Genomic DNA, 25,611 nt, shown 5'->3' with positions numbered 1-25,611 from the left:
AGTGCCACCTTCTGCACCAATTGCGGCCACCACCACTTCGTGATCGCGGGCGCTGGGACGGGTGGGGTGGGTCGCAGCGGGGGTGCAGGGAGTTCGAGGGTGGGGTCTCGGGTCGTTACGCTCGGACGGGAGATGGGGAAGGGTGGTAGAGGTGCGGGTACTGGCGGCGATGTCGGGCGGCGTGGACTCCGCCGTGGCGGCGGCGCGGGCCGTCGAGGCGGGGCACGACGTGACCGGCGTGCACCTGGCGCTCGCCCGTAACCCGCAGACGTACCGCACCGGCGCCCGGGGCTGCTGCACCCTGGAGGACTCGCGGGACGCCCGCCGGGCCGCCGACGTGATCGGCATCCCGTTCTACGTGTGGGACATGGCCGACCGGTTCCACGCCGACGTGGTGGACGACTTCGTCGCCGAGTACGCGGCCGGTCGTACCCCGAATCCCTGCCTGCGCTGCAACGAGAAGATCAAGTTCGCCGCGGTGCTGGACCGCGCCGTCGCCCTGGGATTCGACGCGGTGGTCACCGGCCACCACGCCCGGCTCGGCGCGGACGGCCTGCTGCGGCGCAGCGTCGACCTCGCCAAGGACCAGTCGTACGTCCTCGCCGTGCTGTCCCGCGAGCAGTTGGACCGGTCGATGTTCCCGCTGGGGGACTCGACGAAGGCGCAGGTCCGCGAGGAGGCGGCGCGCCGCGGGCTCGCCGTGGCCGACAAGCCGGACTCGCACGACATCTGCTTCATCGCCGACGGGGACACCCGCGGCTTCCTCGCCGAGCGGCTCGGCGAGACACCCGGTGACGTGGTCGACGCGACCACCGGCGCCGTCGTCGGCACGCACGCCGGGGCGTACGCGTACACCGTCGGCCAGCGGCGGGGCCTGCACCTGGACCGGCCGGCGCCGGACGGCCGCCCGCGCTACGTCCTGTCGATCACGCCGAAGACCAACACGGTGACGGTCGGCCCGGCCGAGGCTCTGGCGGTGTCGCACGTCCGCGCCGAGCGTCCGGTGTGGACGGGCGGGGTGCGTCCGGACGCGCCGGTCGAGTGCGAGGTGCAGCTGCGCGCACACGGCGACGTGGTGCCCGCCACGGTGACGGTGACCGCCGACGGCCTGCGCGCCGAGCTGCGTCGCCCGGTCCGGGGCGTCGCCGCCGGTCAGGCGATCGTGGCGTACCGGCCGGAGCCGGCCGGCGACGTCGTGCTCGGCTCCGCCACCATCGCCGCCTGAGCCGGCTCCCGCCCGCTGCCGGCGTGACGGTGGGCCCGACCCGGTCGACGCGGGTGAGGTATGCGCCGGGACCGGCGGTCCGGGTGGGGCGGCACCGCGTACCCGATAGTCTTCGGCCGTGACAGATCAGGGGTGGCCGTGGCCGGCCGGGGCGGCGACCGGCGTCGGATCGCTGCCGGGCACCGACATCGCCGAGGCCCAGCGGATCGTCCTCGGTGAGCTCCCCGCCCTGCCGCACCTGCCGGAGCTGCCCGCCCGCGGCCCCGGTGCGGACCTGATCGGCCGCACCGCCGGCCTGCTGGTGGAGCTGCCCGTCGAGCTGTACGCGGCCCGCTGGCGCATCGCGCCCCGCCCCGGGCGGGACCTGCGCCGCGCGCGGGACCTGATGGAGCGCGACCTGGACCAGCTCGCCGAGCAGGCCGAGGCGTACGCCGGTCCGATCAAGATCCAGGTCGGCGGACCGCTCACCCTGGCGGCGTCGCTGGAGCTGCCGATCGGCGGCCGGATGGTCCGCGACCCGGGAGCGGTCCGGGACCTGACCGGGTCGCTCGCCGAGGGGGTACGCGGCCACGTCGCCGCCGTGACCCGCCGCCTGCCCCGGGCCTCGGTGCTGCTGCAACTGGACGAGCCGTCGCTGCCCGCGGTGCTCGCCGGCCGGGTGCCGACCGAGAGCGGCTTCGGCACGTACCGGGCGGTGGAGCCGGGGGTGGCCGGCGCGCTGCTCGGCGACGTCGTCGAGGCGGCCGGGGTGCCGGTGGTCGTGCACTGCTGCGCGCCCGACGTGCCGCTGGAGCTGATCCGTACGGCCGGCGCGGTGGGCGTGGCGCTCGACCTCGGCCTCGTCACCGACCTGGACCCGCTGGGCGAGGCCGTCGACGCGGGCCTCGGGCTGCTGGCCGGCGCCGTGCCGACCGGGCCGCCGGCCGCCGGGCGCGCGCCCACGTCGGCGCAGGTCGCCGACCGGGTACGCCAGCTCTGGGACCGCCTCGGATTCCCGCGCCGCCGCCTTGCCGAGCAGGTGGTCGTCACCCCGGCCTGCGGGCTCGCCGACGCCACCCCGCGGTACGCCCGGGCGGTGCTCACCGCCTGCCGGGACGCCGGGCGGCGGCTCGCGGAGGAGTGAGGTTTCCTGTCGTACGGGCGGGGCAGGATGACGCCATGATTGGACAGCTTCGTTCCGTGGTGATCGACTGCCCCGACCCGCGGGCCCTCGCGGCGTTCTACTCCGAGCTGCTCGGCGTGCCGCTCGACTCCGACGACACGGAGGACGACTGGGTGGTGCTCTCCGGCGGCGGGCACCGGCTCGCCTTCCAGAAGGCACCCAACCTGCGTCCGCCGACCTGGCCCGAGCCGGCCGTCCCGCAGCAGTTCCACCTGGACGTGGAGGTCGAGGACGTGGCGGCGGCGGAGAAGCAGGTGCTCGCGCTCGGTGCGCGCCGGCTGCCCGGCGGGGGGCAGGACTTCCGGGTCTACGCCGACCCGGCCGGCCACCCGTTCTGCCTGGTCTTCGACGTCTGAGCCGCCGGGCCCCGGCCGCTGGGCGGTCCTCCGCTCCGGGAGGTTCCGCCGTCCCACCACCTCGGTCTGCGGCGCCCGGGTCGGGCGGGTGGCCGCGGGGCTGGCGGAGGTCGTCAGTGGACGGCATGATCGCGGGAATGACCGACCCCTCCCTCCGGCGGGCCGCGGGCTCGCTGTTCGGCCTGGCCTACGGTGACGCGCTCGGCAAGCCGACCGAGTTCCTGACCGTCGCCGAGATCGTCCGACGGTACGGCCCGGCCGGCCCGCGCGAGCTGACCGGCGACCCGGCCCTGGTCACCGATGACACCCAGATGGCGCTGGCGGTCGGCTGGGCCCTCCACGACGCGCCGCAGCTCACCCCGGAGACGGTCGAGCCGCTGCTGCGGCGGCGCTTCGTGGCCTGGTCGGTGAGCCCGGACAACGACCGGGCTCCCGGGATGACCTGCCTGCGCGCCTGCGCGGAGCTGGCCCGGGGGACCCGCTGGCAGCACGCGACCGTGATCGGGTCGAAGGGGTGCGGCGCGAACATGCGGGTCACCCCGGTCGGCCTGCTCGACGTGGATTTCGACACGCTCGCCGGGCTGGCTCAGCTCCAGGCGGGGCTGACGCACGGCCACCCGACGGGTCTGGCGGCCAGCGAGCTGACCGCGTACGCGGTGCGGCTGCTGCGCGACGGCGCCGAGCCAACCGCGGTGCCGGCGCTGCTCGCGGAGCGGGCCCGGGAGCAGCGGGGGACCTACCGGGAGGAGTGGCTCGGCGACCTGTGGCAGGTCGCTCGCGCCGCCGGCCCGGCGGCCTTCATCGCCACCGGCTGGGACGAGTGCCTCGCGATCCTCGACCGCCTCCGGGCGGCGCTGGCCGGGCCGGACGACGGCGGTGACCCGTGCCGGCACACCGGCGCGGGCTGGATCGCCGAGGAGGCGCTCGCCACGGCCCTGTACTGCGCGATCCGGCACGCCGACGACCCGGTCGCCGCGCTGGCCCGCGGCGCCACCACCGCCGGCGACTCGGACTCGATCGCCGCGCTGGCCGGCGCCTTCGTCGGCGCGGCCCTCGGCACGCCGGCCTGGCCCGCCGACTGGGCCACCCGCATCGAGTACGCCGACCAGCTCTTCACCCTCAGCACCCTCCCCACCCGCCACCCCTGACCGCCCCCCGCTGCGTTGATCAAGAGGTTTTCGGTCTCCGGAGGCGTCCCCGGGCCCCGGAACCTCTTGATCAACTCTCTGCGGCAGGTGGTCACCGGGGGAGGCGGCGGATCTGACGCCAGAGGGCCGGGTCGCAGGTGCCGGCGCGGTTGGCGAAGTCGGCGAGCGGGACGCGCACGGGCTCGGTGAGGTTGACGAAGCTGTCGTGGTCGGCGTCCGGGTCCCAGGTCCGGGTCGGGATGGGGACGTGGTCGTCCCGGTCTTTCTTGTCCCGGCTGGTGATCTTCAGGACGTCGGCGCCCCGCTCGTCGGCGCGCAGCACCAGGCAGGGGCGCACCTTCGAGCCGCTGCCGTCGGCGTACGGGACGTCGGCCCACCAGATCTCCCCGGGGCGGGGTTCCGGGGCGGACGTCCCCGCACCGGTACGCGGGCGGGGCGTGGCGGCGACGCGGTCGCGCCGGCGGGAGCCGGTCCGCGGGTCACCACGCCCGCCGGGCCGGGTGCCACCGGTCCCGCCCCGGCCGCCAGTGCCCCCGCCACGGCCGCCACCGCGCCCGTCGCGGGTGCCGGCGCCCTCGGCACGGCTGCCACCGGGTGCCTCCGGGCGGGTGCCGCCCGGCCCGGCGGAGCGGCGTCCGGCGGCGCGGTGCCGCCACTCGTTCCACCCCCAGCCGGCGGCCACCGCCAGCACGATCGCCGCCGCCCAGAGCAGCCAGTCGGGCACGCGTACCCCCTTGGTCACGGGTGGGCGCGGCGGGGCCGCCGCGCGGCGCCGCGGCGGCCCGTCGGGGCCGGTGGGCGCGTCGTCCGGCGATCCTCGCACGTTCCGGGCGGGGTCGCCCGTCCCGGCGCGGCGGGTGGGCGGCGGAGTGTCCCACCCGCCGGATACCGTGCCGGGTAACGGAACAACAGGAGGTCACGGCGGTGTCCGAGGATGTCATCGGTCAGCAGGCCAGTCCGGCGCAGGAGGCGGCGGCCGGCGCCGAGCCGACCCCGGAGGCGCGGGATCGGCACGCGACGCTCGGCCGTGAGCTGACCGAGCACCAGTACCGCTACTACGTGCTCGACGCGCCGACGATCTCCGACGCGGAGTTCGACCGGCAGCTGCGGGAGCTGGAGGCGCTGGAGGCGGAGTTTCCGGCCCTGCGCACGCCGGATTCGCCGACCCAGCGGGTGGGCGGCACGTTCTCCACCGACTTCACCCCGGTGGCGCACGCCGAGCGGATGATGTCGCTCGACAACGCGTTCAGCGACGAGGAGTTGGCGGCGTGGGCCGAGCGGGTCGAACGCGACGCCGGCGGCCCGGTTCCGTACCTGTGCGAGCTGAAGGTGGACGGGCTCGCGATCAACCTGACCTACGAGGAGGGCCGGCTGGTGCGGGCGGCCACCCGGGGCGACGGCCGGACCGGCGAGGACGTCACGGCCAACGTGCGCAGCATCCGCGACGTGCCCGGTGAGCTGACGCCGTCGGCCGAGTTCCCGGCGGTGCCTGACCTGATCGAGATCCGGGGCGAGGTCTACTTTCCGGTCGCCGCGTTCGCGGACCTCAACGCCGGGCTGGTCGAGCAGGGCAAGGCGCCGTTCGCCAACCCGCGCAACGCGGCGGCCGGCAGCCTCCGGCAGAAGGACCCCCGGGTCACCGCGTCCCGCCCGCTGCGCCTGGTCGTGCACGGCATCGGTGCCCGCCGCGGCTTCCAGCCGGCCTCCCAGTCCGAGTCGTACGCCGCGCTGAGGGCCTGGGGCCTGCCGACCAGCGATCGGTGGCGCGTCGTGCCCGACCTGGCCGGCGTTGCGGAGTTCATCGCCTACTACGCGGAGCACCGGCACGACGTCGAGCACGAGATCGACGGTGTGGTCGTCAAGGTCGACCCGGTCTCCATCCAGGGCCGGCTCGGCTCGACCAGCCGCGCGCCGCGCTGGGCGATCGCCTTCAAGTACCCGCCGGAGGAGGTCAACACCAAGCTGCTCGACATCGACGTGAACGTCGGGCGGACTGGCCGGGTCACCCCGTTCGCCGTCCTGGAGCCGGTCCGGGTGGCCGGGTCGACGGTCGCGCTGGCCACGCTGCACAACGCCCGCGAGGTCGAGCGCAAGGGGGTGCTGATCGGCGACACGGTGGTGATCCGTAAGGCCGGTGACGTCATCCCCGAGGTGCTCGGTCCGGTGGTCGAGTTGCGTCCCGCCGACGCTCGGCCGTTCGTCATGCCGACCACCTGCCCGGCCTGCGGCACCCCGCTCGCCCCGTCGAAGGAGGGCGACGTCGACATCCGTTGCCCGAACACGCGCAGCTGCCCGGCCCAGCTCCGCGAGCGGGTCTTCCACCTCGCCGGGCGGGGGGCCTTCGACATCGAGGTCCTCGGCTACAAGGGCGCCGCCGCGCTGCTCGACGCGCAGATCATCACGGACGAGGGCGACCTGTTCGGCCTCGACGCCGAGCAGCTCGCCCGGTCACCGTTCTTCGTCAACAAGGACGGCAGCCTCGGCAGCAACGCGGTGAAGCTGCTGGAGAACCTGGCGGTGGCCAAGGAACGCGACCTGTGGCGGGTGCTGGTGGCGCTCTCCATCCGGCACGTCGGCCCGACGGCGGCGCAGGCGCTCGCCCGGCACTTCCGGTCGGTCGAGGGGATCGACAAGGCCACCGAGGAGGAGCTGTCCTCGGTCGACGGCGTCGGGCCGACCATCGCCGCGAGCATCCGGGAGTGGTTCGCGGTCGACTGGCACCGCGAGGTGGTGCGGAAGTGGGCCGAGGCCGGCGTCCGGATGGCGGAGGAGGCGGTCGACGAGGGGCCGCGCCCCCTGGAGGGGGTGACCGTGGTGGTGACCGGCACGCTCTCCGGTTTCTCCCGGGACCAGGCGGCGGAGGCGATCCAGTCCCGGGGCGGCAAGGTCAGCGGGTCGGTGTCCAAGAAGACCGCGTTCGTGGTGGTCGGCGACAATCCGGGCTCCAAGGCCGACAAGGCGGTGAGCCTCAAGGTGCCGACGCTGGACGAGGAGGGCTTCCGCGTCCTGCTCGACTCCGGTCCGGACGCCGCCCAGAAGGTCGCCCGGATCGGCGAATAGCCGGGGATCTTGGGCGCGTATACCAACTTAATTACGACTACGACCGATTCGTGACTGTCGGACGGGGAAACTCGGCACCTGGGGCGTTTCATTGGGGCACGGCGTACGGACGGGTACGCCGTTCGTGACCGCCGGAGGTGTGATGGAGACCGCCGACCCGCGCAACTCCGTCCCACCAGGACGGGTGGCGCCGTTCTCCGCCTTCGTGGCCGCGGTCATCGCCGTGGCCGCGTTGGTCTCGGCCGCTCCTCTGCTCGCGTTCACCGACCAGGTGTCCCGGCTTCCCGCCGCGTTCTGGACCATGGCCGTGCTGGCCGTCGCCTGCGACGCCCGTCCGTTCGTCGCGCCCGGGCGGCGCCAGTCGTCGGCGGTGTTCCCGTCGACGTGCTTCACCTTCGCGATCCTGCTCGGCTGGGGGCTGGGCCCGGCGGTCGCCGTGCAGGCCGTTGCCGTGGTCGTGTCGGGAGCCCGGTTGGGATACGCCCCCTGGCGGACCGCCTTCAACGCCGGGCAGTACGCGTGCGCGCTCGGTGCCGCGTACGCCGTCACCCGCCTCGGTCCCGGCGACCTGTTCGACGGCGGCCGGCTGCGGGGGACCGACGTGGCGGTCGTGGGCGGGGCGATGCTGGCCTGGTTCGCCGTCAACTACGGCCTGGTCAGCTCGGCGGTGCGGCTGCGCTTCGGTGAGCGCTGGACGCCCGGCCTGCGGCAGGGCCTGGGGTTCGAGCTGCTGTCCACCGGTTCGCTGCTGCTGCTCGCGCCGGTGCTGGTCACCGCCGCCCGGGCGAGCGCGGCGCTGATCCCGCTGGTGCTCGTGCCGCTGTTCGCCGTCTACCGGATGGCCCGGCTCAGCGTGGAGCAGCAGCAGCTCGCCTCCCTCGACCCGCTCACCGGGCTGCCCAACCGCAAGGCGCTGCTCGCCGAGGTCGGCGAGCAGTTGCACCTGCACGCGGAGCGGGCGGCGCGCGGCGAGCCGCCCGCCCGGCTGGCGCTGCTGCTGATCGACCTGGACCGGTTCAAGCACGTCAACGACGCGCTCGGGCACGCGGTGGGTGACCGGCTGCTGGTCGAGGTGAGCGCCCGTCTCACCGAGGTGGTCGGGCGGGACATGGTCGCCCGGCTCGGCGGGGACGAGTTCGCCATCGTGATGACGGGGCTGACCGACGCCGGCGAGGCGCGCGAGTTGGCCGACCGGGTGGTCGCGGTGCTGGCTGAGCCGGTGCCGCTGGACGGGCTGCCGCTGGACGTCGGCGGGTCGATCGGCATCGCGCTCTTCCCCGACCACGGGGAGGACTTCGCCACCCTCATGCGCCACGCCGACGTGGCGATGTACGACGCGAAGCACCGCAACGACACGGTCGCCGTGTACGCGGCCGAGTCCGACCACAACTCCGCCGAGCGGCTCGGGCTCCTGGCCGACCTGCGCCGGGTCCTGGAGACCGGGGCGTCGGCCGCCGATCCCTCGACCGCCCAGCCGGGACCGGGCGAGCCGGCCCCGGACGCCGGCGCTCCGGGCCTCGACGGCCGGCCGGAAGCGGAATTCGCTGACCCCGACGTCGAAGCGGCCGGTGGCGAGACGGTGGGCGCCAACGGCCGGGACGGGGACGTGACCCAGCCGGTGCTCGCCCCCGGTGGGCCGGCGCTGGCGGTTCCGGCCACCGCGCGGGGTGGGGACGGCGCCGCGCTGCCGGCCCGCGACGGCGGCTCCCGTACCGGCCGCTGGCGGCTGCGTGGCCGGCGGCAGCGGGACGACGACCTGGCCCACACCGACGAGCTGATCCAGCGGATCGTCACCGCCGCCGACCCGATCCGCCGCCGGGAGGCGCGGGCGGCGGGAGCCGACGCACCAGCGGCCGGCGCCGCCGGACCGCCGGGCGTCGCCGCCGGGCACCCGGCCGGTCCCGCCGCACACCCGGGCGTCGCCGCCGGGCACCCGGCCGCTGCCGACCGGGCCGACCCCGCGCGGCACCACGACCGCGCCGGTGGCGCACGGAACGGATCGCGGGGCCGGGGCGGCGGCCGTCCCGACGGGACCCCGCAGCGCCGGGGCCGTGGCACGGCCGACCGGCAGTCCGGCGAGCCGGCCGCTGACGCCGGTGAGATCACGATGTATTACCAGCCGCAGATCGCGATCGCCACCGGCGAGGTGGTGGGTGTCGAGGCGCTGCTGCGCTGGCGGCACCCGCGGCGGGGGATGGTCGACCCGGAGGAGCTGATCCGGGTGGCGGAGCAGAGCGCCGTGATGCGCCTGCTCACCTTCCGGGTGGTCGACGACGTGGTGGAGCAGCTCGCGAAGTGGTCGGCCGCCGGTCTCGGATTGCGGGCCTCGCTCAACGTCAGCGTGCGGGACCTGCACACCGGCGAGATCGCCGACCGGATCGCCGGCCGGCTGGCCCGGTACGGCGTACCGCCGCAGCGCCTTCAGCTGGAGATCACCGAGGGGGCCCTGATGGCGGACCCGCGCCGGGTGCTGGCCACCATCTCCCGGCTGCACCGCCTCGGGGTGGGGATCGCGCTGGACGATTTCGGCACCGGGTACTCGTCGTTGCAGCACCTGCGCCGGCTGCCGCTGTCCGAGGTGAAGGTGGACCGCTCCTTCGTGCTGGGCATGGCGGAGGACGCCGACGACGCGGCGATCGTCACGTCGATGATCGAGCTGGCCGGCGCGCTCGGGCTGCGGGTGGTCGCCGAGGGGGTCGAGGACGAGCGCACCTGGCGGCTGCTGCACGCGGCCGGGTGCGACGCCGCGCAGGGCTGGTTCTACGCCCGGCCGATGCCGGCCGAGGAACTCGTCGCCTGGCTGGCCCGGTACCGCCCGGTCCGTCCGGCCGCCGGTCCGGACACCGCGGTCCCGCGCCGGCACCCGCGTTGAGCGTGCGCGGGAAACCGGGGCGCGGCGGGACCGCTCGTGGTCGGCGCCCCCGACGAGCCGGGGGTGCGGGCAGTGGCGTCCGGCGGGCTCGGAGGGGGAGTCGGGGACGCGCCGCCAAGGCGGAACAATAGACTCGCTCCGGTCACCGCGCGTCACGCACCACCGCCGCGGTCGGCGCAGGAGGACCCAGCAGGACAGCCACGAAGGGGGCACCGATGGCCGCCATTTCCCGCGAGGAGGTCGCGCACCTGGCGCGACTGTCGCGGCTCGCCGTGACGGAGGAGGAGCTGGACACCTTCGCCGGCCAGCTCGACGTGATCCTCCAGGCGGTCGCCCAGGTCGGCGAGGTCGCCGCCGCGGACATTCCGCCGACCTCCCACTCCGTGCCGCTGACGAACGTGCTGCGGGAGGACGTGGTGACGCCGTGCCTGACCCCCGAGGAGGCGCTGTCGGGCGCGCCCGACGCCGAGGAGCAGCGGTTCCGCGTCCCGCGGATCCTGGACGAGGATGTGGCATCGTGACCGATCTGACGAGACTGACCGCCGCGGAGCTCGCCGGCCTGGTGGCCAAGGGCGAGGCTTCCGCCGTCGAGGTCACCCAGGCCCACCTGGACCGGATCGCCGCCGTCGACGACCGCGTGCACGCGTTCCTGCACGTCGACACCGCCGGTGCGCTGGACGCGGCCCGCGCGGTGGACGAGCGCCGCGCCGCCGGTGAGAAGCTGGGCCCCCTCGCGGGCGTGCCGGTCGCGGTCAAGGACGTGCTCACCACGAAGGGCGTGCCGACCACCGTCGGCTCGAAGATCCTGGAGGGCTGGCGCCCGCCGTACGACTCGACGATCGTGCAGCGGCTGCGTGCCGCGGGCACGGTGATGCTCGGCAAGACCAACATGGACGAGTTCGCGATGGGCTCCTCCACCGAGTACTCGGCGTACGGCGCGACCCACAACCCCTGGGACCTGAACCGGATCCCGGGTGGCTCGGGCGGTGGCAGCGCCGCGGCCCTCGCCGCGTACGAGGCGCCGCTCGCGATCGGGTCGGACACGGGCGGCTCGATCCGCCAGCCCGGCGCCGTCACCGGCACCGTCGGTGCGAAGCCGACGTACGGCGGGACGTCCCGGTACGGCCTGGTGGCGTTCTCGTCCTCGCTGGACACGCCCGGCCCGTGCGCCCGTACGGTGCTGGACGCCGCGCTGCTGCACGAGGCGATCGCCGGCCACGACCCGCGCGACTCCACCTCCATCCCGGCCCCGGTGCCGGACGTGGTGGCCGCCGCGAAGCTCGGCGCGACCGGGGACCTGACCGGCGTCAAGCTGGGCGTGGTGGAGGAGTTCGCCGGCGAGGGCGCCGAGCCGGGCATCACGGCCGCGTTCCGCGACGCGGTCGACACGCTCACCAAGCTGGGCGCCGAGATCGTCGAGGTGTCCTGCCCGCACTTCAGGTACGCGCTGCCGGCGTACTACCTGATCGCCCCGAGCGAGTGCTCCTCCAACCTGGCCCGGTTCGACGGTGTCCGCTTCGGCCTGCGGGTCGGCGACGACGGCAACCGGTCGCTGGAGGAGGTCATGTCGCTGACCCGCGAGGCCGGCTTCGGCCCCGAGGTCAAGCGCCGCATCATGATCGGCACGTACGCCCTCTCGTCGGGCTACTACGACGCGTACTACGGGCAGGCGCAGAAGGTCCGCACGCTCATCACCCGGGACTTCACCGCCGCGTTCGAGCAGGTCGACGCGCTGATCTCGCCGACGACGCCGTTCGTGGCGTTCCCGATCGGGGCGCGCACCTCCGACCCGTACCAGATGTACCTGGCCGACCTGTTCACCATCCCGACGAACCTGTACGGCGGTCCGGGCATCTCGGTGCCGTGCGGCCTGTCCGAGGGGTTGCCGGTCGGGCTCCAGGTCATGGCACCGACGATGGCCGACGACCGGATGTACCGGGTCGCGGCCGCGCTGGAGAGCGCCGTCGGCACGTTCACCCCACCGGCACTGTGAGGCAGGAGCACCGATGACGACGACACTGCCCGCGTACGACGAGGTCGTCGCGCGCTTCGAACCGGTGATCGGCCTGGAGACCCACGTCGAGCTGGGCACGAACACCAAGATGTTCTGCGGCTGCCCGACCGACTTCGGCGGCGCGCCGAACACCCGGGTCTGCCCGGTCTGCCTGGGCCTGCCGGGCTCGCTGCCGGTGGCCAACAAGGCGGCCATCGAGGCGACGATCCGGATCGGTCTGGCGCTGAACTGCTCGATCGCCGAGTGGTGCCGGTTCGCGCGGAAGAACTACTTCTACCCGGACATGCCGAAGAACTTCCAGATCAGCCAGTACGACGAGCCGCTCTGCGTCGACGGCTACCTGGACGTCGACGTGAACGGCGAGACCGTGCGCATCGGCATCGAGCGGGTGCACCTGGAGGAGGACACCGGCAAGACGTTGCACGTCGGCGGCGCGACCGGTCGCATCCACGGCGCCACCGAGTCGCTGGTGGACTACAACCGGGCCGGCATCCCCCTGGTCGAGATCGTCACCAAGCCGGTCACCGGCACCGGCGCGCTGGCGCCGGAGGTGGCCCGCGCGTACGTCACCGAGCTGCGTGACGTGATCCGCTCGCTCGGCGTCTCCGACGTGCGGATGGAGGAGGGTTCGCTGCGCTGCGACGTCAACACCTCCCTCAACCTGCCCGGGGAGGAGTGGGGCACCCGCACCGAGACGAAGAACGTCAACTCGCTGCGTTCGGTGGAGCGGGCGGTCCGCTCGGAGATGATCCGGCAGGCGTCGGTGCTCGACGTGGGCGGCCGGATCACCCAGGAGACCCGGCACTTCCACGAGGACACCGGTGACACCACGCCGGGCCGGTCCAAGGAGACGGCGACCGACTACCGGTACTTCCCCGAGCCGGACCTGGTGCCGCTCGCGCCGGACCCGGCGTGGGTGGCCGAGCTGAAGGCCGCGCTGCCCGAGCTGCCCCGGTTGCACCGGCGGCGCCTGCAGGAACAGTGGGGTCTGTCCGACCTGGACATGCAGTCGGTGCTCAACGCCGGTGCGGTCGAGCTGATCGAGGCGACGGTCGCCGCCGGCGCGACCCCGGCCGCCGCCCGCAAGTGGTGGCTCGGTGAGCTGTCCCGCCGCGCCAACGAGGCCGGCGTGGAGCTGGCCGACGTCGGGGCCACCCCGTCGCAGGTGGCCGAGCTGCAGAGCCTGGTCGACGCGGGCAAGCTCAACGACAAGCTGGCCCGGACCGTCCTGGAGGGCGTCGTGGCCGGCGAGGGTACGCCCACCGAGATCATGACCAACCGGAACCTGGAGGTCGTCTCGGACACCGGGGCGCTGACCGCCGCCGTGGACGAGGCGATCGCCGCCAACCCGGACATCGCCGACAAGGTCCGTGGCGGCAAGACGGCCGCGGCCGGCGCGCTGGTCGGCGCGGTCATGAAGACCACCCGGGGTCAGGCCGACGCCAAGACCGTCCGCGAACTGATCCTGACCCGCCTGGGCGCCCAGGGCTGACGTGCAAGGAAGGGCCCCTTCTTAACGCCTGGTGCATAGGAAGGGGCCCTTCCCAACCCCCCCCACACCCCTCGGAGGGCGTCAACGGCGACGCCCGGATGGAGTCACCGTGAACCAGCACGACCTCGACGTCCTCGACGAGATCCAGCGGCGGGTGCTCTGGCTCGCCACCCGCATCGTCGACGCCGCCAACCACGACCGGGACACCGGTGACGGGGTGAAGGTGGGCGGGCACCAGGCGTCGAGCGCCTCCCTGGTCACCGCGATGACCGCGCTGTGGTTCGCGCACCTCGACGCCGAGGACCGGGTCGCCGTGAAACCGCACGCGTCGCCGGTGTTCCACGCCGTCCAGTACCTGCTCGGCAACCTGGACCGGTCGTACCTGACCCGGTTGCGGGCGCGGGGCGGCCTCCAGTCGTACCCGTCCCGGACCAAGGACCCCGACGAGGTGGACTTCTCCACCGGCTCGGTCGGGCTGGGCGCCGCCGCGCCGCTGTTCGCCGCGGCCACCCGCCGCTACGTCGACGCGCACTTCGGCGAGCGCCCGCGCTCCCGGTTCATCGCCCTGATCGGCGACGCCGAGCTGGACGAGGGCAACATCTGGGAGGCCGTCGCCGACCCCGCGACCACCGGCCTCGGGAACGTCATGTGGGTGGTCGACTTCAACCGGCAGTCGCTGGACCGGGTGGTTCCCGGCGTCCGCATCGACCAGTGGCGGGGGCAGTTCGAGGCGGCCGGCTGGCACGTGGTCGAGGTCAAGTACGGCCGCCGGCTCGCCGAGGCGTACGCCCGGCCCGGCGGCGAGGCGCTGCGCGACTGGATCGACGCGATGCCCAACGAGCAGTACCAGTCGCTGTTCGGGCTGGCCGGGCCGGCCCTGCGCAAGCAGTTCCTCGACGGTGCCCCGGCGGGCGTCGCCGACCTGATCGCGGACGTCTCCGACGACGAGCTGGGCCCGCTCGTCACCGATCTCGGCGGCCACGACCTGGCGGCCATGCTCGACGCGTACGCCCAGTGCGACGCGGTCACCGACCGGCCCAGCGTCGTCTTCGCGTACACCGTCAAGGGCTGGGGGCTGCCGATCGCCGGCAACCCGCGCAACCACTCGGCTCTGCTCACCACCGAGCAGGTCGCCGCCCTGCGCGCCGCGCAGGGCCTGACGTCCGAGACCGAGTGGGACCGCCTCGACCCGGCGTCCCCGGCCGGCATCCGGGCCGGCGAGCGCCGGGAGGCGCTGTCCCGCGCGCCGCGCACGCGGGCGCTGGGCGTCCCGGTCCCGGAGACCACCCGGGTACGCGCGAACAAGCCGATCTCCACCCAGGAGGTCTTCGGTCGGGTGCTGGTCGACCTGGCCCGCGACCCGCAGGTGGGGCGTTACCTGGTCACCACCGCGCCCGACGTGGCCACCTCGACCAACCTGGCCGGGTTCATCAACAAGACCGGGGTGTTCGCCCCGACCGAGCAGCGTTCCTGGAGCGAGGACCGGATGCTGCGCTGGACCGAGAGCCCGGCCGGGCAGCACATCGAGCTGGGCATCTCGGAGATGAACCTGTTCCTGCTGCTCGGGCAGCTCGGCCTGTCGTGGGACCTGTCCGGGCAGCCGCTGCTGCCGGTCGGCACCGTGTACGACCCGTTCGTGCTGCGCGGCCTCGACGCGTTCCTGTACGGCACCTACTCCGGGTCGCGGTTCGTCGTCGCGGGCACCCCGTCGGGCGTCACCCTCGCGCCCGAGGGCGGCGCACACCAGTCGACGATCACCGCCAGCGTCGGCCTGGAGCTGCCCGGGGTCACCTTCGTCGAGCCCGCGTACGCGGCCACCCTGGACTGGCTGCTCTGCGACGCGTTCGGCCAGATCGCGCAGGGCGGGGCGCCCGCCGCCACCGCCGCACCGGCCGAGGACGGCGCGTACTACTTCCGGCTCAGCACCCGCCCGATCGACCAGGCGCCCTTCGAGGCGGCCCGCGCCCGCCTCGGCGACGCCGTGCTGCGCCGGCAGGTGCTCGCCGGCGCGTACCGCCTGGTCGACGCCCACCAGGCGTACCCGCACCTGGCGGACGCCCCGGTCGTGCAGATCGCCGCGTCCGGTGCGGTGCTGCCGGAGGTGCTGGCCGCCGCCGCGGAACTGGCCGAGGAGGGCGTCGCCGCGCACGTCGTGGACGTCACCAGCCTGGACCGTCTCTACGGGGCCTGGCAGCGCACCCTGCGGCAGGGCGTGCGCACCGCCACGGTCCCCAGCGTCCCCGGTGCCCTGCGGTCGGCCTTCGCCGACCGGGTGCCGGTGGTGACGGTGCACGACGCCGCCTCGCACGCGATGGCCTGGCTCGGCTCGGCGGTCGGCGCTCCGGCGGTGCCCCTCGGCGTGGACGAGTTCGGTCAGTCCGGCAGCGTCACCGAGCTGTACGAACTGCACGACCTCCTCCCCGGCAGCATCGTCAACGCCGCTCTCGCCGCCCTGTCCCTCCGCTGACGCGGGCGCCGCCGGCGCGTACGCCCGCGCCCGGGTCAGCGGGTCGGGGTCGGGGTGACCGGGGCGGGGGCGCCGGCCTTCGGGTCCTCCACGATGTGCCGCTGGAGGTTCACCTGGGCCTGCCCGGTGCCGCCCACCGTGATGTCGTCGTACGCCTGGAGCAGCTTGTTCTCGTCGTCGAAGTACAGGACGCTCATCGACAGGGGCGTCGGCTGCTCGCCCTCCAGCCCGCGCAGGCCGGCGCCGCCGCTCGACCCCTGCACCATCAGCAGGGTGGGCGACTGACCGGGTGCCTGCGGCAGCTTGGACACGTCGCGCCGGTGGGTGTGGCCGGCGAGCACCAGGGGAGTGGTGCCGGCGAGCGGCCCGGCGGACGCGGGATCGTGCACCAGCCCGATGTTCACCGGCCGGGGCGAGCTGCGTACCGTCGCGGCGAGCTTGTCGCCGGTGTCGATGAGCTGGTCGGCGGTCTCCCGGGTCAGGCCGCTGCCCGCCGGCGAGGTGCTCTTGTCCGGGGTGAACCGGGGGTCGCCGATGCCGGCGATGGTCAGCCCGGCGACGGTGGTGGTGTTGTTGTCGAGCACGATCGCGTTGCGCTGGCGGGCCACCGCCGCCGCCGTACGGCCCGAGTCGTGGTTGCCCCGGATGAACACGTACGGCTTCTGGAGCAGCCCGATCGCGCCGACGTAGGACGCCTCCGGCTCGCTGCCCCAGTCGGTGATGTCGCCGGTGTCCACCACCACGTCGATGTTGAACTGCTCCACCACGGTGCGGATGAGCTGCCAGGCCGCGGGGTTGAGGTGCATGTCGGAGATGTGCAGGACCCGGGTGGTGTCCGGGTCCGGCTCGTACACGGGCAGCGCCGAGACGGTGGTGTAGAGCTGGCTGACGTTGCCGACGATGTGCTGGAGCTGCTCGGCGTACCGGGTGTAGTCGTTGGCGATCCGGCGCGCGTCACCGACGATGGCCGGCGCGTTGACCAGCAGCCCCTCGTAGCGCGGCTCCTCGATCGCCTGGGGGCGCAGGGTGGACGCCGCGGTGCCGAGGCTGACCGCGGTCACCGCCAGCGCGAGCCCGCCCGCCCAGGCGGCCCGCCGGGTGTCGCGGAACACCAGCAGGGCCAGCACCAGGGTGACCAGCACCGTCGAGGCCGCCGTACGCAGGCCCAGCCGCATCACGCCCTCGCGGACGTCGTCGACCGCGGTGCGGCTCGCCTGGCTGAGGCTGGCCGGGTCGTCGAGGAGCGCCTCGGTGCGGCCCTGGTCGAGCGCACCCAGCTCCACGGTCAGGTGGGTCGGCCCGTCGTGGCTGTCGAGCAGCAGCGCGCCGAGCGGGGGGACGTCGACGGTGGTGCTGCCGGTGAGCGCCGGGGCCACCGTCAGGTCCGCCTGGAACGGCCCGATGTCGGTGCTGACCCGGCCGCCGGCCAGCGCACCGATCATGACCCCGGCCAGGGCGACCGCGAGGACCGCCAGCGTCACACCGGTCGCGCGGAGGGCCCGCCACCTGCGCCGGCCGTCGGTCGGCCCGCGGAGGGCGAACCGCCGTGTACGGCCGGCCTTCGGTGCCACGTCGCTCCGGCCCTCCTGCTGCTCGTTCTCCTGCCCGTCCATGCTGAGATTCTGACCTGCCCGCCGACGGATCTTGGCAAACCTTGCGCGTGGCGTCCCCCGACGTCAGCTTCGTCCGGCTCCGCCCTGAGCGAACACCAGGCGCAGCAGCCGGTCGTCCTCCGGTGCCGGGTCGCCGCGCCCGTCGTGGTTCGACGTGCTCACCCACAGCGAGCCGTCCGGCGCCGCCGCGGCCGCCCGCAGCCGGCCGAAGCGGTTGGTCAGCAGGTCACGCGGCTGGCCGAGCACCGTACCGGTCTCGGTCAGCTCGACCAGCCAGAGCCGCCGGCCCCGCAGGCAGGCCGTCGCCAGCACCGACTCCGCCCGGGCGAGCCCGGAGCACGAGGCGTCGGAGGTGGGCCACTGGGTGATCGGGTTGACGTACCGGCGGTCGTCGGAGCGGCCCTCGACCTCCGGCCACCCGTAGTTGCGGCCCTTGACGATCTCGTTGATCTCGTCCCAGGTGTTCTGTCCGAATTCGACCGCGTACATCTTCTGGTTGGCGGCCCAGGTGAACCCCTGCACGTTCCGGTGTCCGAGCGACCAGACCGGGGAGTCGGGGAACGGGTTGCCGGGCGCGGGCTTCCCGTCGGTGGTGATCCGCAGGATCTTGCCGCCGAGGCGCTTGGCGTCCTGCGACTGCGTCCGGTCGCCGGCGTCGCCGGTGCTGGCGTAGAGCTGGCCGTCCGGCCCGAACGCGAGGCCACCGCCGTTGTGGATGCCCGCCTTCGGGATGCCGGTCAGGATCGGCTGGGGCCGCTCGCCCAGCCGGAGCCGCGCGATCCGGTTGTCGCGCTCGGCGGTGTAGTAGATGAAGATCGTCCGGTCCCGCTGGTAGCTCGGCGAGACGGCGATGCCCATCAGCCCGCCCTCGCCGCCGGCCGTCACCTCGGCGACCGTCTGCACCCGGGTGACCTTCAGGCCGTCGGGGCCGGACTCGGGGCCGACCTGGAGGATGCGGCCGGTGTCCCGTTCGGTGACCAGCGCTCCCCCGTCGGGCAGGAAGGCGATGCCCCACGGCACGCGCAGGCCCTTGGCGAGCACGGTGGCCACGACCTCCCGGCCGGCGCCGCCGGGGCTCGCCGTCGCCGACGGCGTGGGGAAGGTGGGCGGCTCACCGGCCCGGTCCGGCTCCGGCTCGCCGAAGGTGCAACCGGTGGTGACCAGCAGCGCCGCGCACGAGGCGGCGAGCGCCGCCCGGAGGCGGCGGGTGCGACGGTACGGGGGACGGGCGCTCACCCGGCCCAGCGTAGCCCGCTGCGGTGGCGATGCGGGCCCGCCGGGCATCGCCGGTCGGCGCGACGGAGGTCAGCGGGCGCGGACGGCGAGCAGCGCGATGTCGTCCTCACGGCGGTGCGCCGCGGTCACCAGCAGGTCGCACAGCCGGTCCAGGGGCAGGCTTTCCGTACCCCGGAGCCGGTCGGCCAGCTCGTCGAGGCCGGTGTCGATGGGCTGGTCCCGCCGCTCCACCAGGCCGTCGCTGAAGAGCAGCAGCGTGTCGCCGCCGGCGAGCGTCGCGTGGTGGGTGGTCCGCCGTACCGGTGCGGTCAGGCCGAGCAGGGGCTCCGGCGGCGCCGCCAGGGCCTCCACGGTGCCGTCCGCGCGTACCACGAGGGGCGCCGGGTGCCCGGCGTTGCACCAGGCGACCGACTGGCCGCCCCGGCCGTCCGACCGCAGGCGGACCAGGACGGCGGTGGCTACGGCGGGGATCCGCAACCCGCGGATCGTGTCGTCCAGGTGGCGCATCAGGTCGGCGACGGCGTCCGTCCGGCCGTACGCGTTGCCCCGGACCAGGTTGCGGAGCTGCCCCATGGTGGCGGCCGCCTCGATGTCGTGCCCGGCCACGTCCCCGATCGCGGCGACCAGGTCGCCGTCGGGTTGCCGGAAGACGTCGTACCAGTCGCCACCGACCTCGACCCGGTCCGCCGCCGGCTGGTACCGGGCGGCGAGCTCCAACCGGTCGTCGGTGGGCAGCGGCGGCAGCATGCTGTGTTGCAGGACGTGGGCGACGTGCCGCTGCTCCCCGTACATCGAGCTGTTGCCGATCGCCTGCCCCGCCCGGCGGCCGATCTCCACGGCGGTGAGCAGGTCGCCGTCGTCGAGATGCCGTCGGGCCGGGCCGTTGACGAGAGTGACCGTCCCGAGCACGCGGTCGCGGCCGGTGTCCGTGATCGGCACGGTGAGATGCGAGGCGAAGCCCAGCCGCTCGGCGATCTCGGGCATCTCGGAGCCGATCGTGCCGCTCCGCACGTCGGCGAGGGTGGCGGCGGCGCCGAGCACCGGTGTGCCGGTGCGCAGCACGGTCAGGGTGATCGACCCGGGCCCGAGTCGGGTGCGCATGAGCTGGGCGAAGCGGGCCACGTCCGCCGCGCGGGCCGGATCCCGGTGCGCCGCCACCACGTCGTGCAGCCCGCCGTCCGGGCCCACCACGCTGACCACGCACCAGTCGGCGAGCAGCGGGACCATGGTGGCGGTGAGCTGGCGCAGCGCGGTGCCGATGTCGAGGGTGCCGGCCAGCGTCTCGCTCAGTCCGGCCAGCAGCGCCAGCCGTGAGTGCGCCTCCTCGGCCCGCCGCCGGGCCTGCTCCGCGCCGTCGAGCGCGATCCGCAGCCGCAGCTCGGACGAGCAGGCCGCCGCCAGGTCGGCGAGCGTCCGCAGCTGGGCGGCGGTCCAGGCCCGGGGCTTGCTGTCGATCGCGCACAGCGAGCCCAGGACCCGACCGTCCAGGTCGGTCAGGGGCATCCCGGCGTACGCGACCACACCGAGGTCGGGGATGGCCAGGTTGTCCCGCACCCGGGGGTAGAGCCGCGCGTCGGGCAGCACCATGGGCGTTTCCAGGTCGACCACGTGCTGGCAGAACGAGTGGCTGAGCGGGGTCTCGCGCCGGTCGGCCCACGGTTGGGGCAGCCCGGTCTCACCCGGGAAGAACTGTCGTTCGGCGTCGACCAGGGAGACCAGCGCGACGGGCACGTCGAGCAGGTCCGCCACCAGCCGGGCGAAGCGGTCGAAGGCGTCGTCGGGGGTGGCGGCCAAACGCGTCTCCGCGAGCGCCCGCAGCCGGGCGGGGTCGCCGAGGCCCAGGATCGGGACGGACCGCCCGGAGGGTCGGTCGGTGCCGTCGCTCATGGAACCACCTGTCTGGCCGCGTTGACGATCCGGAGACCGGCTGGCACTCCGGCTCCCGTTATACCCGCCCGAGGGGCGGATCGATGCCGCCCGTCGGTCGCCCTGGTCACCCGCGACCCGGCGCCCGTTCGGGTGTGGGAGACCGCCCCGAAGGGCGCCCGGCCGGCCGAGGGCCTATCGTCGGCGGGCGTGAAGCTGTGGATCCCGCACGAGGACGGCCCGTCCCTGCTCGGTGACCTGCCACCGGGCGTCACCGTGGAGGTGGCGTCGGACCCGACGCGCCTCCCGTCGACGGTGTCCGACGTCCGGTTCTGGGTGCCGCCCTTCCTCGCCGGGCCGGCGGCCACCGCCCTGCTGCGGGACCTGCCCGACCTCGAGGTCGTGCAGTTGCTCTCCGCCGGGGCGGACGCGTGGGTCGGCCGGATGCCGGCCGGGGTGACGCTCTGCGACGCCCGCGGGGTGCACGACCCGGCCACGGCCGAGTGGGTGGTCACGGCGATCCTCTCCCACCTGCGGGCCTTCCCGGCGTTCGCCCGCGCGCAGGCCCGCCGCGAGTGGGCGTACGCCCAGGTGACGCCGACCGACGAGTTGATCGGCAAGCGGGTGCTCATCGTCGGGGCCGGCTCGATCGGCGCCGCGGTCCGGCGGCGCCTCGAACCGTTCGAGGTGAGCCTCACCCTGGTCGCGCGGACGGCCCGGCCGGGCGTCCACGGAGTGGCCGAGCTGCCCCGGCTGCTTCCCGAGGCCGACGTGGTGGTGCTGCTGGTGCCGCTGACCGAGCGGACCCGTGGGCTGGTCGACGGGGCGTTCCTCGGGGCCATGCGGGACGGCGCGTTGCTGGTCAACGCCGCGCGTGGCCCGGTGGCCCGGACCGAGGCGCTGGTCGCCGAGCTGCGTACCGGCCGGATCTCGGCCGCGCTGGACGTGACCGACCCGGAGCCGCTGCCCTCCGACCATCCCCTGTGGACGATGCCGAACGTGCTGCTCACCCCGCACGTCGCCGGCTCGGTACGCGGCCTGCTGCCACGGGCGTACCGGCTGGTGGGGGATCAGGTCCGCCGGTTCGCCGCCGGGGCGCCGCTGATCAACGCCGTGGTCGACGGCTACTGAGCCGGCTCGTCGGGCCGGCTCTGGCCGGTGGCGGCGACCAGCCGGGGCAGGTCCTTCCCGCGGACCGCCGGGAGCGGCACCTCCCGGCCGTCGTCGAGGCGGGCGACCGCCCGGCCGCGCGGATCGCTGGCCAGCTCGACGACCTGGTCCCAGGTGATGCGGCGCTCCCCGGTGAGCGCCCGCAGGCGTAGACCCCGGGAGTCGGCGTCGGTGCCGGCCCGCCACGCCCACAGGCCCACGGCGAGGGGGACGAGCAGCACCGGCAGGAAGTACCACTCGGCGTTGGCCAGTGGCAGGGCGCCGATGAAGGCGATCACCGCGGCCGCCGCGATGGCCTGGTTGTGCCGGAACCGGACGGTGTCGGAGCTGCTCACCCCCCGATGATCCCACCCTGCCCAGCCGCCGGACGCGGCGGGCCGCACCGGTCACCGCCCGACCCGGGCGGTGACGCACGTCACGGTAAGGTGGTCGTCACCGCCCGGTCGCCGCCTCGTTGACGAGGGTTGGGCACCGGACTTTTCGTTCGCGTCCCGCCCCGCCGCACCGCCCCCGTGCCCCCTCACGAAGGCGATCGCCGTGCCCCTCGCGTACCCGCTCCGCGCCCCGGCCCGCCGGCCGGCCCTGCCGGAGGTCGTCGTCCTCGCAGTGGTCACCGTGCTCCTGCTCGCCGCCGCGGTCGGACCGCTGCCCGCCCTGGGCGTGGTGGCGCTCACCGCGGCCGCCGGGAGCGCGCTCGCCGGCACCCGGCTGTCGCGGCTGGCCGCCGGCCCACCCCGTCCGGCCGCCCGGGACGGCGACACCCGGGCCGCCGCGCGGCGCCGGGCGGCCCGGCCCCGGCGGGTCGCCGCCCTGCTGGACGCGGCCGTCGTCGCCGCCGGGCTCACCGCCGCCGTCCTGCCGCTGACGGACGACGCGCAGCGCAGCAGCGCGGCCGTCACCGGGCTGGCCGTCGCGGCCGTGCTGTTCGGGGCCGGCCTGGCCGTGCTGGCCAACCCGCCGCACCCACCGGTCCGGGTCCGGCTGCGCCGCGCCGCCGACGCGGCCGGGCCGGGCGCCGGCCTGGCCCTCGCCGCCTGGTTGCTCCTGCCACGCGACAGCGTCGGCGCCCCGGCCCGTCTCGCCGCGGCGGTGGCGCTCGGCGTGCTGGCGGTGGCCGCGCTCACCGCGCTGACCGGGCCGCACCGCCACTCCGGTGCGGCCCGGTGCCGCGGTGGGGCGGCGCTCGCGCTGACCGGCCTGGTCGTGCTCGCCACGTTGACCGCCGGCCCCCTGCCCGACCGGGCCGGGCTGCTGGCCGTACCCCCGCTGGTGGGCGGGGTGCTGCTGACCGCGGGGGGTGCGCGGCGCGCGCTGCGCCCGGAGCTGGACCCGCCGCCGCGGCCGACCGCCGTCTGGCCGCGGGTGGTGGCACCGGCGGTCGCCGTGGTCGCGGCGACCGCCTGGTGGCTCGGTTCCGGGTTGGCGCCCGATCCGACCGCCGTGCTGCTCGCGCTCTGCGTGATCCCGCCACTGGTGCTCCGGGAGCTGCTCCGGCCCCGGCGGCGTCCGCACGCCGGGTGGGTTCCCGCGCCGGTGGACGGCGCGGCCGGGTCCGTCGGGGCGGGCGGCTCGGTGCCGCCGCCGGCGGGCGGGGCGGCCGGGGCCGGCCTGACCGGGGACCGGGATGCGCTGCTGCGGGCGCTCGCCGTGCTGCGGGACGCGCCGCCCCCGTCGAGTGCGCTGCTCGTGGTGGAGCTGCACGCGCCCAGCGCCGACGTGGCGGAGCGGCTCGCCGGTCCCGACCTGGCGGCCGAGGTGGCGCGCCGGACCCGGGCCGTCCTCGGCCCGGGCGACCTGGTGGCCGACGTGACCCACACGGGCTTCGCGGTGGCGACCGGCGTCGGGCCGTTGCTCGCGTACGCGCTGGGGACCCGGCTGGTCGCCGCGCTCACCCAGCCCTACCAGGTGCCCGGCGCGGTGCTGCGGCTCCAGGCCAGCATCGGGCTGGCCGAGACCGGCGGGACCGACCCGGAGGACGTGCTGCGCCAGGCGGACCTGGCTCGCCGGCGGGCCGTGCAGCTCGGCCGGGACCGGGTCGAGTGGTACGACGCCTACCTGGAGGAGCAGCTGGTCCGCCGCCTGGATCTGGAGCGGGAACTGCCCGGTGCGGTCGCCCGGGGGGAGCTGGACCTGGTCTTCCAGCCGGTGCTCGGGCTGGCCGACCGGGTGCCGGTGGGCGCGGAGGCGCTGCTGCGTTGGCGCAGCCCGGTGCTCGGCACGGTGCTTCCCGCCGAGCTGCTGCCGGTGGCGGAGGATCTCGACGTGGTGGGCGAGCTGGGCCTCTGGGTCCTCGACCGGGCCTGCCGGCAGCTGGCCGACTGGACCGGCACCGGGCGTGAGCTGTGGATGGCGATCAACGTGACCGTCCGTGAGTTGACCGCGCCGGACTTCGTGCCCCGGACGGCGGCGGTGCTCGACACGTACGGCTTGCCGCCGGATCGGCTGGTGGTCGAGGTGGCCGAGCCGAGGGTGGCGGCGGAGCTGCCGACGGTGGTGGCCCGGCTGGCGGGGTTGCGGTCGTTGGGTGTCCGCACCGCGCTGGACGACTTCCGCGCCGAGCACGCCTCCCTCGCGCAGCTACGCCGGCTCCCGATCGACCTGCTCAAGGTGGGCCCGGAGCTGGTGACCCGGGGGACGGACGCGTCGGGGCCGCTGATCGACGTGGTGGTGAGTGTCGGCGATCGGCTCGGCCTGGAGATCGTCGTCGAGGAGTTGGAGTCGGAGGACCAGGTGGCGGGGGCGCAGCGCGCCGGGTGCCGGTACGGGCAGGGGTTCGCCCTCGCCCGGCCGGCCACCGCCGAGCGGGTCGAGGCGTACTTCGACGAGTTCCCCTACGCGTCCCGCTGACGACGCTGCGGCTGAATCGGTTCAGCCGAGCCGGGGTGGCGACGCGGTGCTGCCGCGCGGGGTGAGGTGCGCGGTCTCGTCCTGGAACCCGCCGACCGGCGACCCGCCGATCAGGGCCAGCAGTTGGCGGGCGGCGTGGGCGCCGTACGCGGGGATGTCCCGGCCCAGCGCCGTCAGCGGCGGGTGCACGAGCCGGCACAGCGGTGAGTCGTCCCACGCCACGATGGACAGGTCGCCCGGGACGGCGAGCCCCATCTCCTGCGCCACCGACAGCCCGGCGATCGCCATCACGTCGTTGTCGTAGATGACGGCGGTGGGCCGCGCGGGCGAGCTGAGCAGGCGGCGGGTGGCGCGGGCGCCCTCCTCGCCGGTGTAGTCGGACGAGACGGTGACCGCGTCGGGCAGGTCGAGCCGCCGGCACACCTCGGTGAAGGCCTCGGTGCGGATGGACGTGTGCAGCAGCTCGGGCAGGCCGCCCACCCGGGCGATGCGGCGGTGGCCGAGGGCGACCAGGTACTCCATGGTCTCCACCAGGGCCGCCGCGTCGTCGGACCAGACGCTGGCCAGCCGCCCGGTGCCGCCGGGCCCGCCGATCACGACGGCGGGCAGGCCCAGCTCCTCCAGGACGGGGACGCGCCGGTCGTCGGCGCGCAGGTCGCACACGAGCACCCCGTCCACCCGCCGCTCGCCCCACCAGCGGCGGTAGACGGCGATCTCGGCGTCCTGGTCGGCGACCACCTGGAGGGTCAGCGCGTACGACCGGGCGGAGAGCTCCGCCTCGACGCCGCTGATCAGCTCCATGAAGAACGGCTCGATCCCGAGGGTGCGGGCGGGCCGGCACAACGCCAGGCCGATGGCGTCCGAGGTGGCGCCGGAGAGCGCCCGGGCGGCGCTGCTGCGGCTGAAGCCGATCTCCGCCGCGACGGCGAGGATGCGTTGCCGGGTCGCCTCCGAGACGCCGGGCTGACCGTTGAGCGCGTAGGAGACCGCTCCCTTCGAGACCCCGGCCCGGCGCGCGACGTCGGCGATGGTCGGCCGCTTCACCGGCGCCCCCTTCGTGCTCCGCCGCCCCGCGTCGGCGGC

At 75.1% G+C, this 25,611-nt stretch carries 18 protein-coding genes; 12 read left to right on the top strand and 6 right to left on the bottom strand.

The features are described from left to right. Nucleotides 1-151: 151 nt before the first annotated feature. The 4 genes from mnmA (at nt 152) to AB0873_RS04180 (ending at nt 3,891) form a co-directional block, all read left to right on the top strand. A complete protein-coding gene (gene mnmA, locus AB0873_RS04195) occupies nt 152-1,225 on the top strand; it encodes a tRNA 2-thiouridine(34) synthase MnmA (RefSeq protein WP_155333713.1) in 1,074 nt (357 codons plus the stop codon). Nucleotides 1,226-1,343: 118 nt separating this feature from the next. Beyond that, on the top strand, nt 1,344-2,348 hold the full coding sequence (locus AB0873_RS04190) for a methionine synthase (protein WP_366598338.1): 1,005 nt from the start codon (nt 1,344-1,346) through the stop codon (nt 2,346-2,348). 35 nt (nt 2,349-2,383) lie between these two features. Next, nucleotides 2,384-2,743, top strand: a complete 360-nt coding sequence (locus AB0873_RS04185; RefSeq protein WP_155333711.1) for a VOC family protein — start codon at nt 2,384-2,386, stop codon at nt 2,741-2,743. Between the two features lie 137 nt (nt 2,744-2,880). Further along, nucleotides 2,881-3,891: an ADP-ribosylglycohydrolase family protein gene (locus AB0873_RS04180; RefSeq protein WP_366598337.1), complete on the top strand. Its 1,011-nt coding sequence runs from the start codon at nt 2,881-2,883 to the stop codon at nt 3,889-3,891. A gap of 91 nt (nt 3,892-3,982) precedes the next feature. Here AB0873_RS04180 and AB0873_RS04175 read toward each other — a convergent pair whose 3' ends face one another. Beyond that, nucleotides 3,983-4,615, bottom strand: a complete 633-nt coding sequence (locus AB0873_RS04175) for a type II toxin-antitoxin system PemK/MazF family toxin (protein ID WP_366598336.1) — start codon at nt 4,613-4,615, stop codon at nt 3,983-3,985. Between the two features lie 200 nt (nt 4,616-4,815). On the opposite strand from AB0873_RS04175, the gene ligA reads away from it, so the two are divergent. From ligA to AB0873_RS04145, 6 genes are all read left to right on the top strand, one after another. After that, complete coding sequence (ligA, locus tag AB0873_RS04170; protein ID WP_366598335.1) at nt 4,816-6,951, top strand: NAD-dependent DNA ligase LigA; 2,136 nt, start codon at nt 4,816-4,818, stop codon at nt 6,949-6,951. A 142-nt stretch (nt 6,952-7,093) separates the two neighbouring features. Further along, nucleotides 7,094-9,823 (top strand): bifunctional diguanylate cyclase/phosphodiesterase, encoded by a 2,730-nt coding sequence (locus tag AB0873_RS04165; protein WP_366598562.1) that lies wholly within the window; start codon nt 7,094-7,096, stop codon nt 9,821-9,823. A 215-nt stretch (nt 9,824-10,038) separates the two neighbouring features. Then, nucleotides 10,039-10,344 carry an Asp-tRNA(Asn)/Glu-tRNA(Gln) amidotransferase subunit GatC gene (gatC, locus tag AB0873_RS04160; RefSeq protein ID WP_088995614.1) on the top strand — a complete coding sequence of 102 codons (306 nt, stop codon included), beginning with the start codon at nt 10,039-10,041 and terminating at the stop codon, nt 10,342-10,344. Further along, nucleotides 10,341-11,816 carry an Asp-tRNA(Asn)/Glu-tRNA(Gln) amidotransferase subunit GatA gene (gatA, locus tag AB0873_RS04155; protein ID WP_366598333.1) on the top strand — a complete coding sequence of 492 codons (1,476 nt, stop codon included), beginning with the start codon at nt 10,341-10,343 and terminating at the stop codon, nt 11,814-11,816. The genes gatC and gatA overlap by 4 nt, the downstream gene beginning before the upstream one ends. A 13-nt stretch (nt 11,817-11,829) precedes the next feature. After that, a complete protein-coding gene (gene gatB, locus AB0873_RS04150) occupies nt 11,830-13,329 on the top strand; it encodes an Asp-tRNA(Asn)/Glu-tRNA(Gln) amidotransferase subunit GatB (protein WP_366598332.1) in 1,500 nt (499 codons plus the stop codon). A gap of 109 nt (nt 13,330-13,438) precedes the next feature. Then, nucleotides 13,439-15,796: a pyruvate dehydrogenase gene (locus AB0873_RS04145; protein ID WP_366598331.1), complete on the top strand. Its 2,358-nt coding sequence runs from the start codon at nt 13,439-13,441 to the stop codon at nt 15,794-15,796. Between the two features lie 35 nt (nt 15,797-15,831). Here the strand turns inward: AB0873_RS04145 and AB0873_RS04140 are convergent, their stop codons facing one another. The 3 genes from AB0873_RS04140 to AB0873_RS04130 form a co-directional block, all read right to left on the bottom strand. Then, on the bottom strand, nt 15,832-17,409 hold the full coding sequence (locus AB0873_RS04140) for a metallophosphoesterase (protein WP_366598330.1): 1,578 nt from the start codon (nt 17,407-17,409) through the stop codon (nt 15,832-15,834). Between the two features lie 63 nt (nt 17,410-17,472). After that, complete coding sequence (locus AB0873_RS04135) at nt 17,473-18,645, bottom strand: PQQ-dependent sugar dehydrogenase (RefSeq protein ID WP_366598329.1); 1,173 nt, start codon at nt 18,643-18,645, stop codon at nt 17,473-17,475. 69 nt (nt 18,646-18,714) lie between these two features. Beyond that, on the bottom strand, nt 18,715-20,532 hold the full coding sequence (locus AB0873_RS04130; protein WP_366598328.1) for a SpoIIE family protein phosphatase: 1,818 nt from the start codon (nt 20,530-20,532) through the stop codon (nt 18,715-18,717). 189 nt (nt 20,533-20,721) lie between these two features. Here AB0873_RS04130 and AB0873_RS04125 point away from each other — a divergent pair, with 189 nt between their 5' ends. After that, nucleotides 20,722-21,642 carry a 2-hydroxyacid dehydrogenase gene (locus AB0873_RS04125; protein WP_366598327.1) on the top strand — a complete coding sequence of 307 codons (921 nt, stop codon included), beginning with the start codon at nt 20,722-20,724 and terminating at the stop codon, nt 21,640-21,642. Here the strand turns inward: AB0873_RS04125 and AB0873_RS04120 are convergent. After that, nucleotides 21,636-22,016: a PH domain-containing protein gene (locus AB0873_RS04120; RefSeq protein WP_155333700.1), complete on the bottom strand. Its 381-nt coding sequence runs from the start codon at nt 22,014-22,016 to the stop codon at nt 21,636-21,638. The two genes, AB0873_RS04125 and AB0873_RS04120, sit on opposite strands and share 7 nt — an antisense overlap. A gap of 202 nt (nt 22,017-22,218) precedes the next feature. Here AB0873_RS04120 and AB0873_RS04115 point away from each other — a divergent pair, with 202 nt between their 5' ends. Further along, a complete protein-coding gene (locus tag AB0873_RS04115; RefSeq protein WP_366598326.1) occupies nt 22,219-24,528 on the top strand; it encodes a GGDEF domain-containing phosphodiesterase in 2,310 nt (769 codons plus the stop codon). Between the two features lie 21 nt (nt 24,529-24,549). Here AB0873_RS04115 and AB0873_RS04110 read toward each other — a convergent pair whose 3' ends face one another. Further along, nucleotides 24,550-25,572, bottom strand: coding sequence for a LacI family DNA-binding transcriptional regulator (locus AB0873_RS04110; RefSeq protein ID WP_366598324.1), 1,023 nt, complete (start codon nt 25,570-25,572; stop codon nt 24,550-24,552). Nucleotides 25,573-25,611 lie beyond the last annotated feature (39 nt).

Source organism: Micromonospora sp. NPDC047707 (genome assembly GCF_040704235.1).
Taxonomy (GTDB): domain Bacteria; phylum Actinomycetota; class Actinomycetes; order Mycobacteriales; family Micromonosporaceae; genus Micromonospora.
This window is presented reverse-complemented; position numbering and strand designations above follow the sequence as displayed.

What these genes read in the sequence shown, in the direction of transcription:
- AB0873_RS04185 (WP_155333711.1), top strand. Translation starts at nt 2,384, where the DNA reads ATGATTGGACAGCTTCGTTCCGTGGTGATCGACTGCCCCGACCCGCGG.
- AB0873_RS04180 (WP_366598337.1), top strand. Translation starts at nt 2,881, where the DNA reads ATGACCGACCCCTCCCTCCGGCGGGCCGCGGGCTCGCTGTTCGGCCTG.
- AB0873_RS04165 (WP_366598562.1), top strand. Translation starts at nt 7,094, where the DNA reads ATGGAGACCGCCGACCCGCGCAACTCCGTCCCACCAGGACGGGTGGCG.
- gatC (WP_088995614.1), top strand. Translation starts at nt 10,039, where the DNA reads ATGGCCGCCATTTCCCGCGAGGAGGTCGCGCACCTGGCGCGACTGTCG.
- gatB (WP_366598332.1), top strand. Translation starts at nt 11,830, where the DNA reads ATGACGACGACACTGCCCGCGTACGACGAGGTCGTCGCGCGCTTCGAA.
- AB0873_RS04140 (WP_366598330.1), bottom strand. Translation starts at nt 17,409, where the DNA reads ATGGACGGGCAGGAGAACGAGCAGCAGGAGGGCCGGAGCGACGTGGCA.
- AB0873_RS04130 (WP_366598328.1), bottom strand. Translation starts at nt 20,532, where the DNA reads ATGAGCGACGGCACCGACCGACCCTCCGGGCGGTCCGTCCCGATCCTG.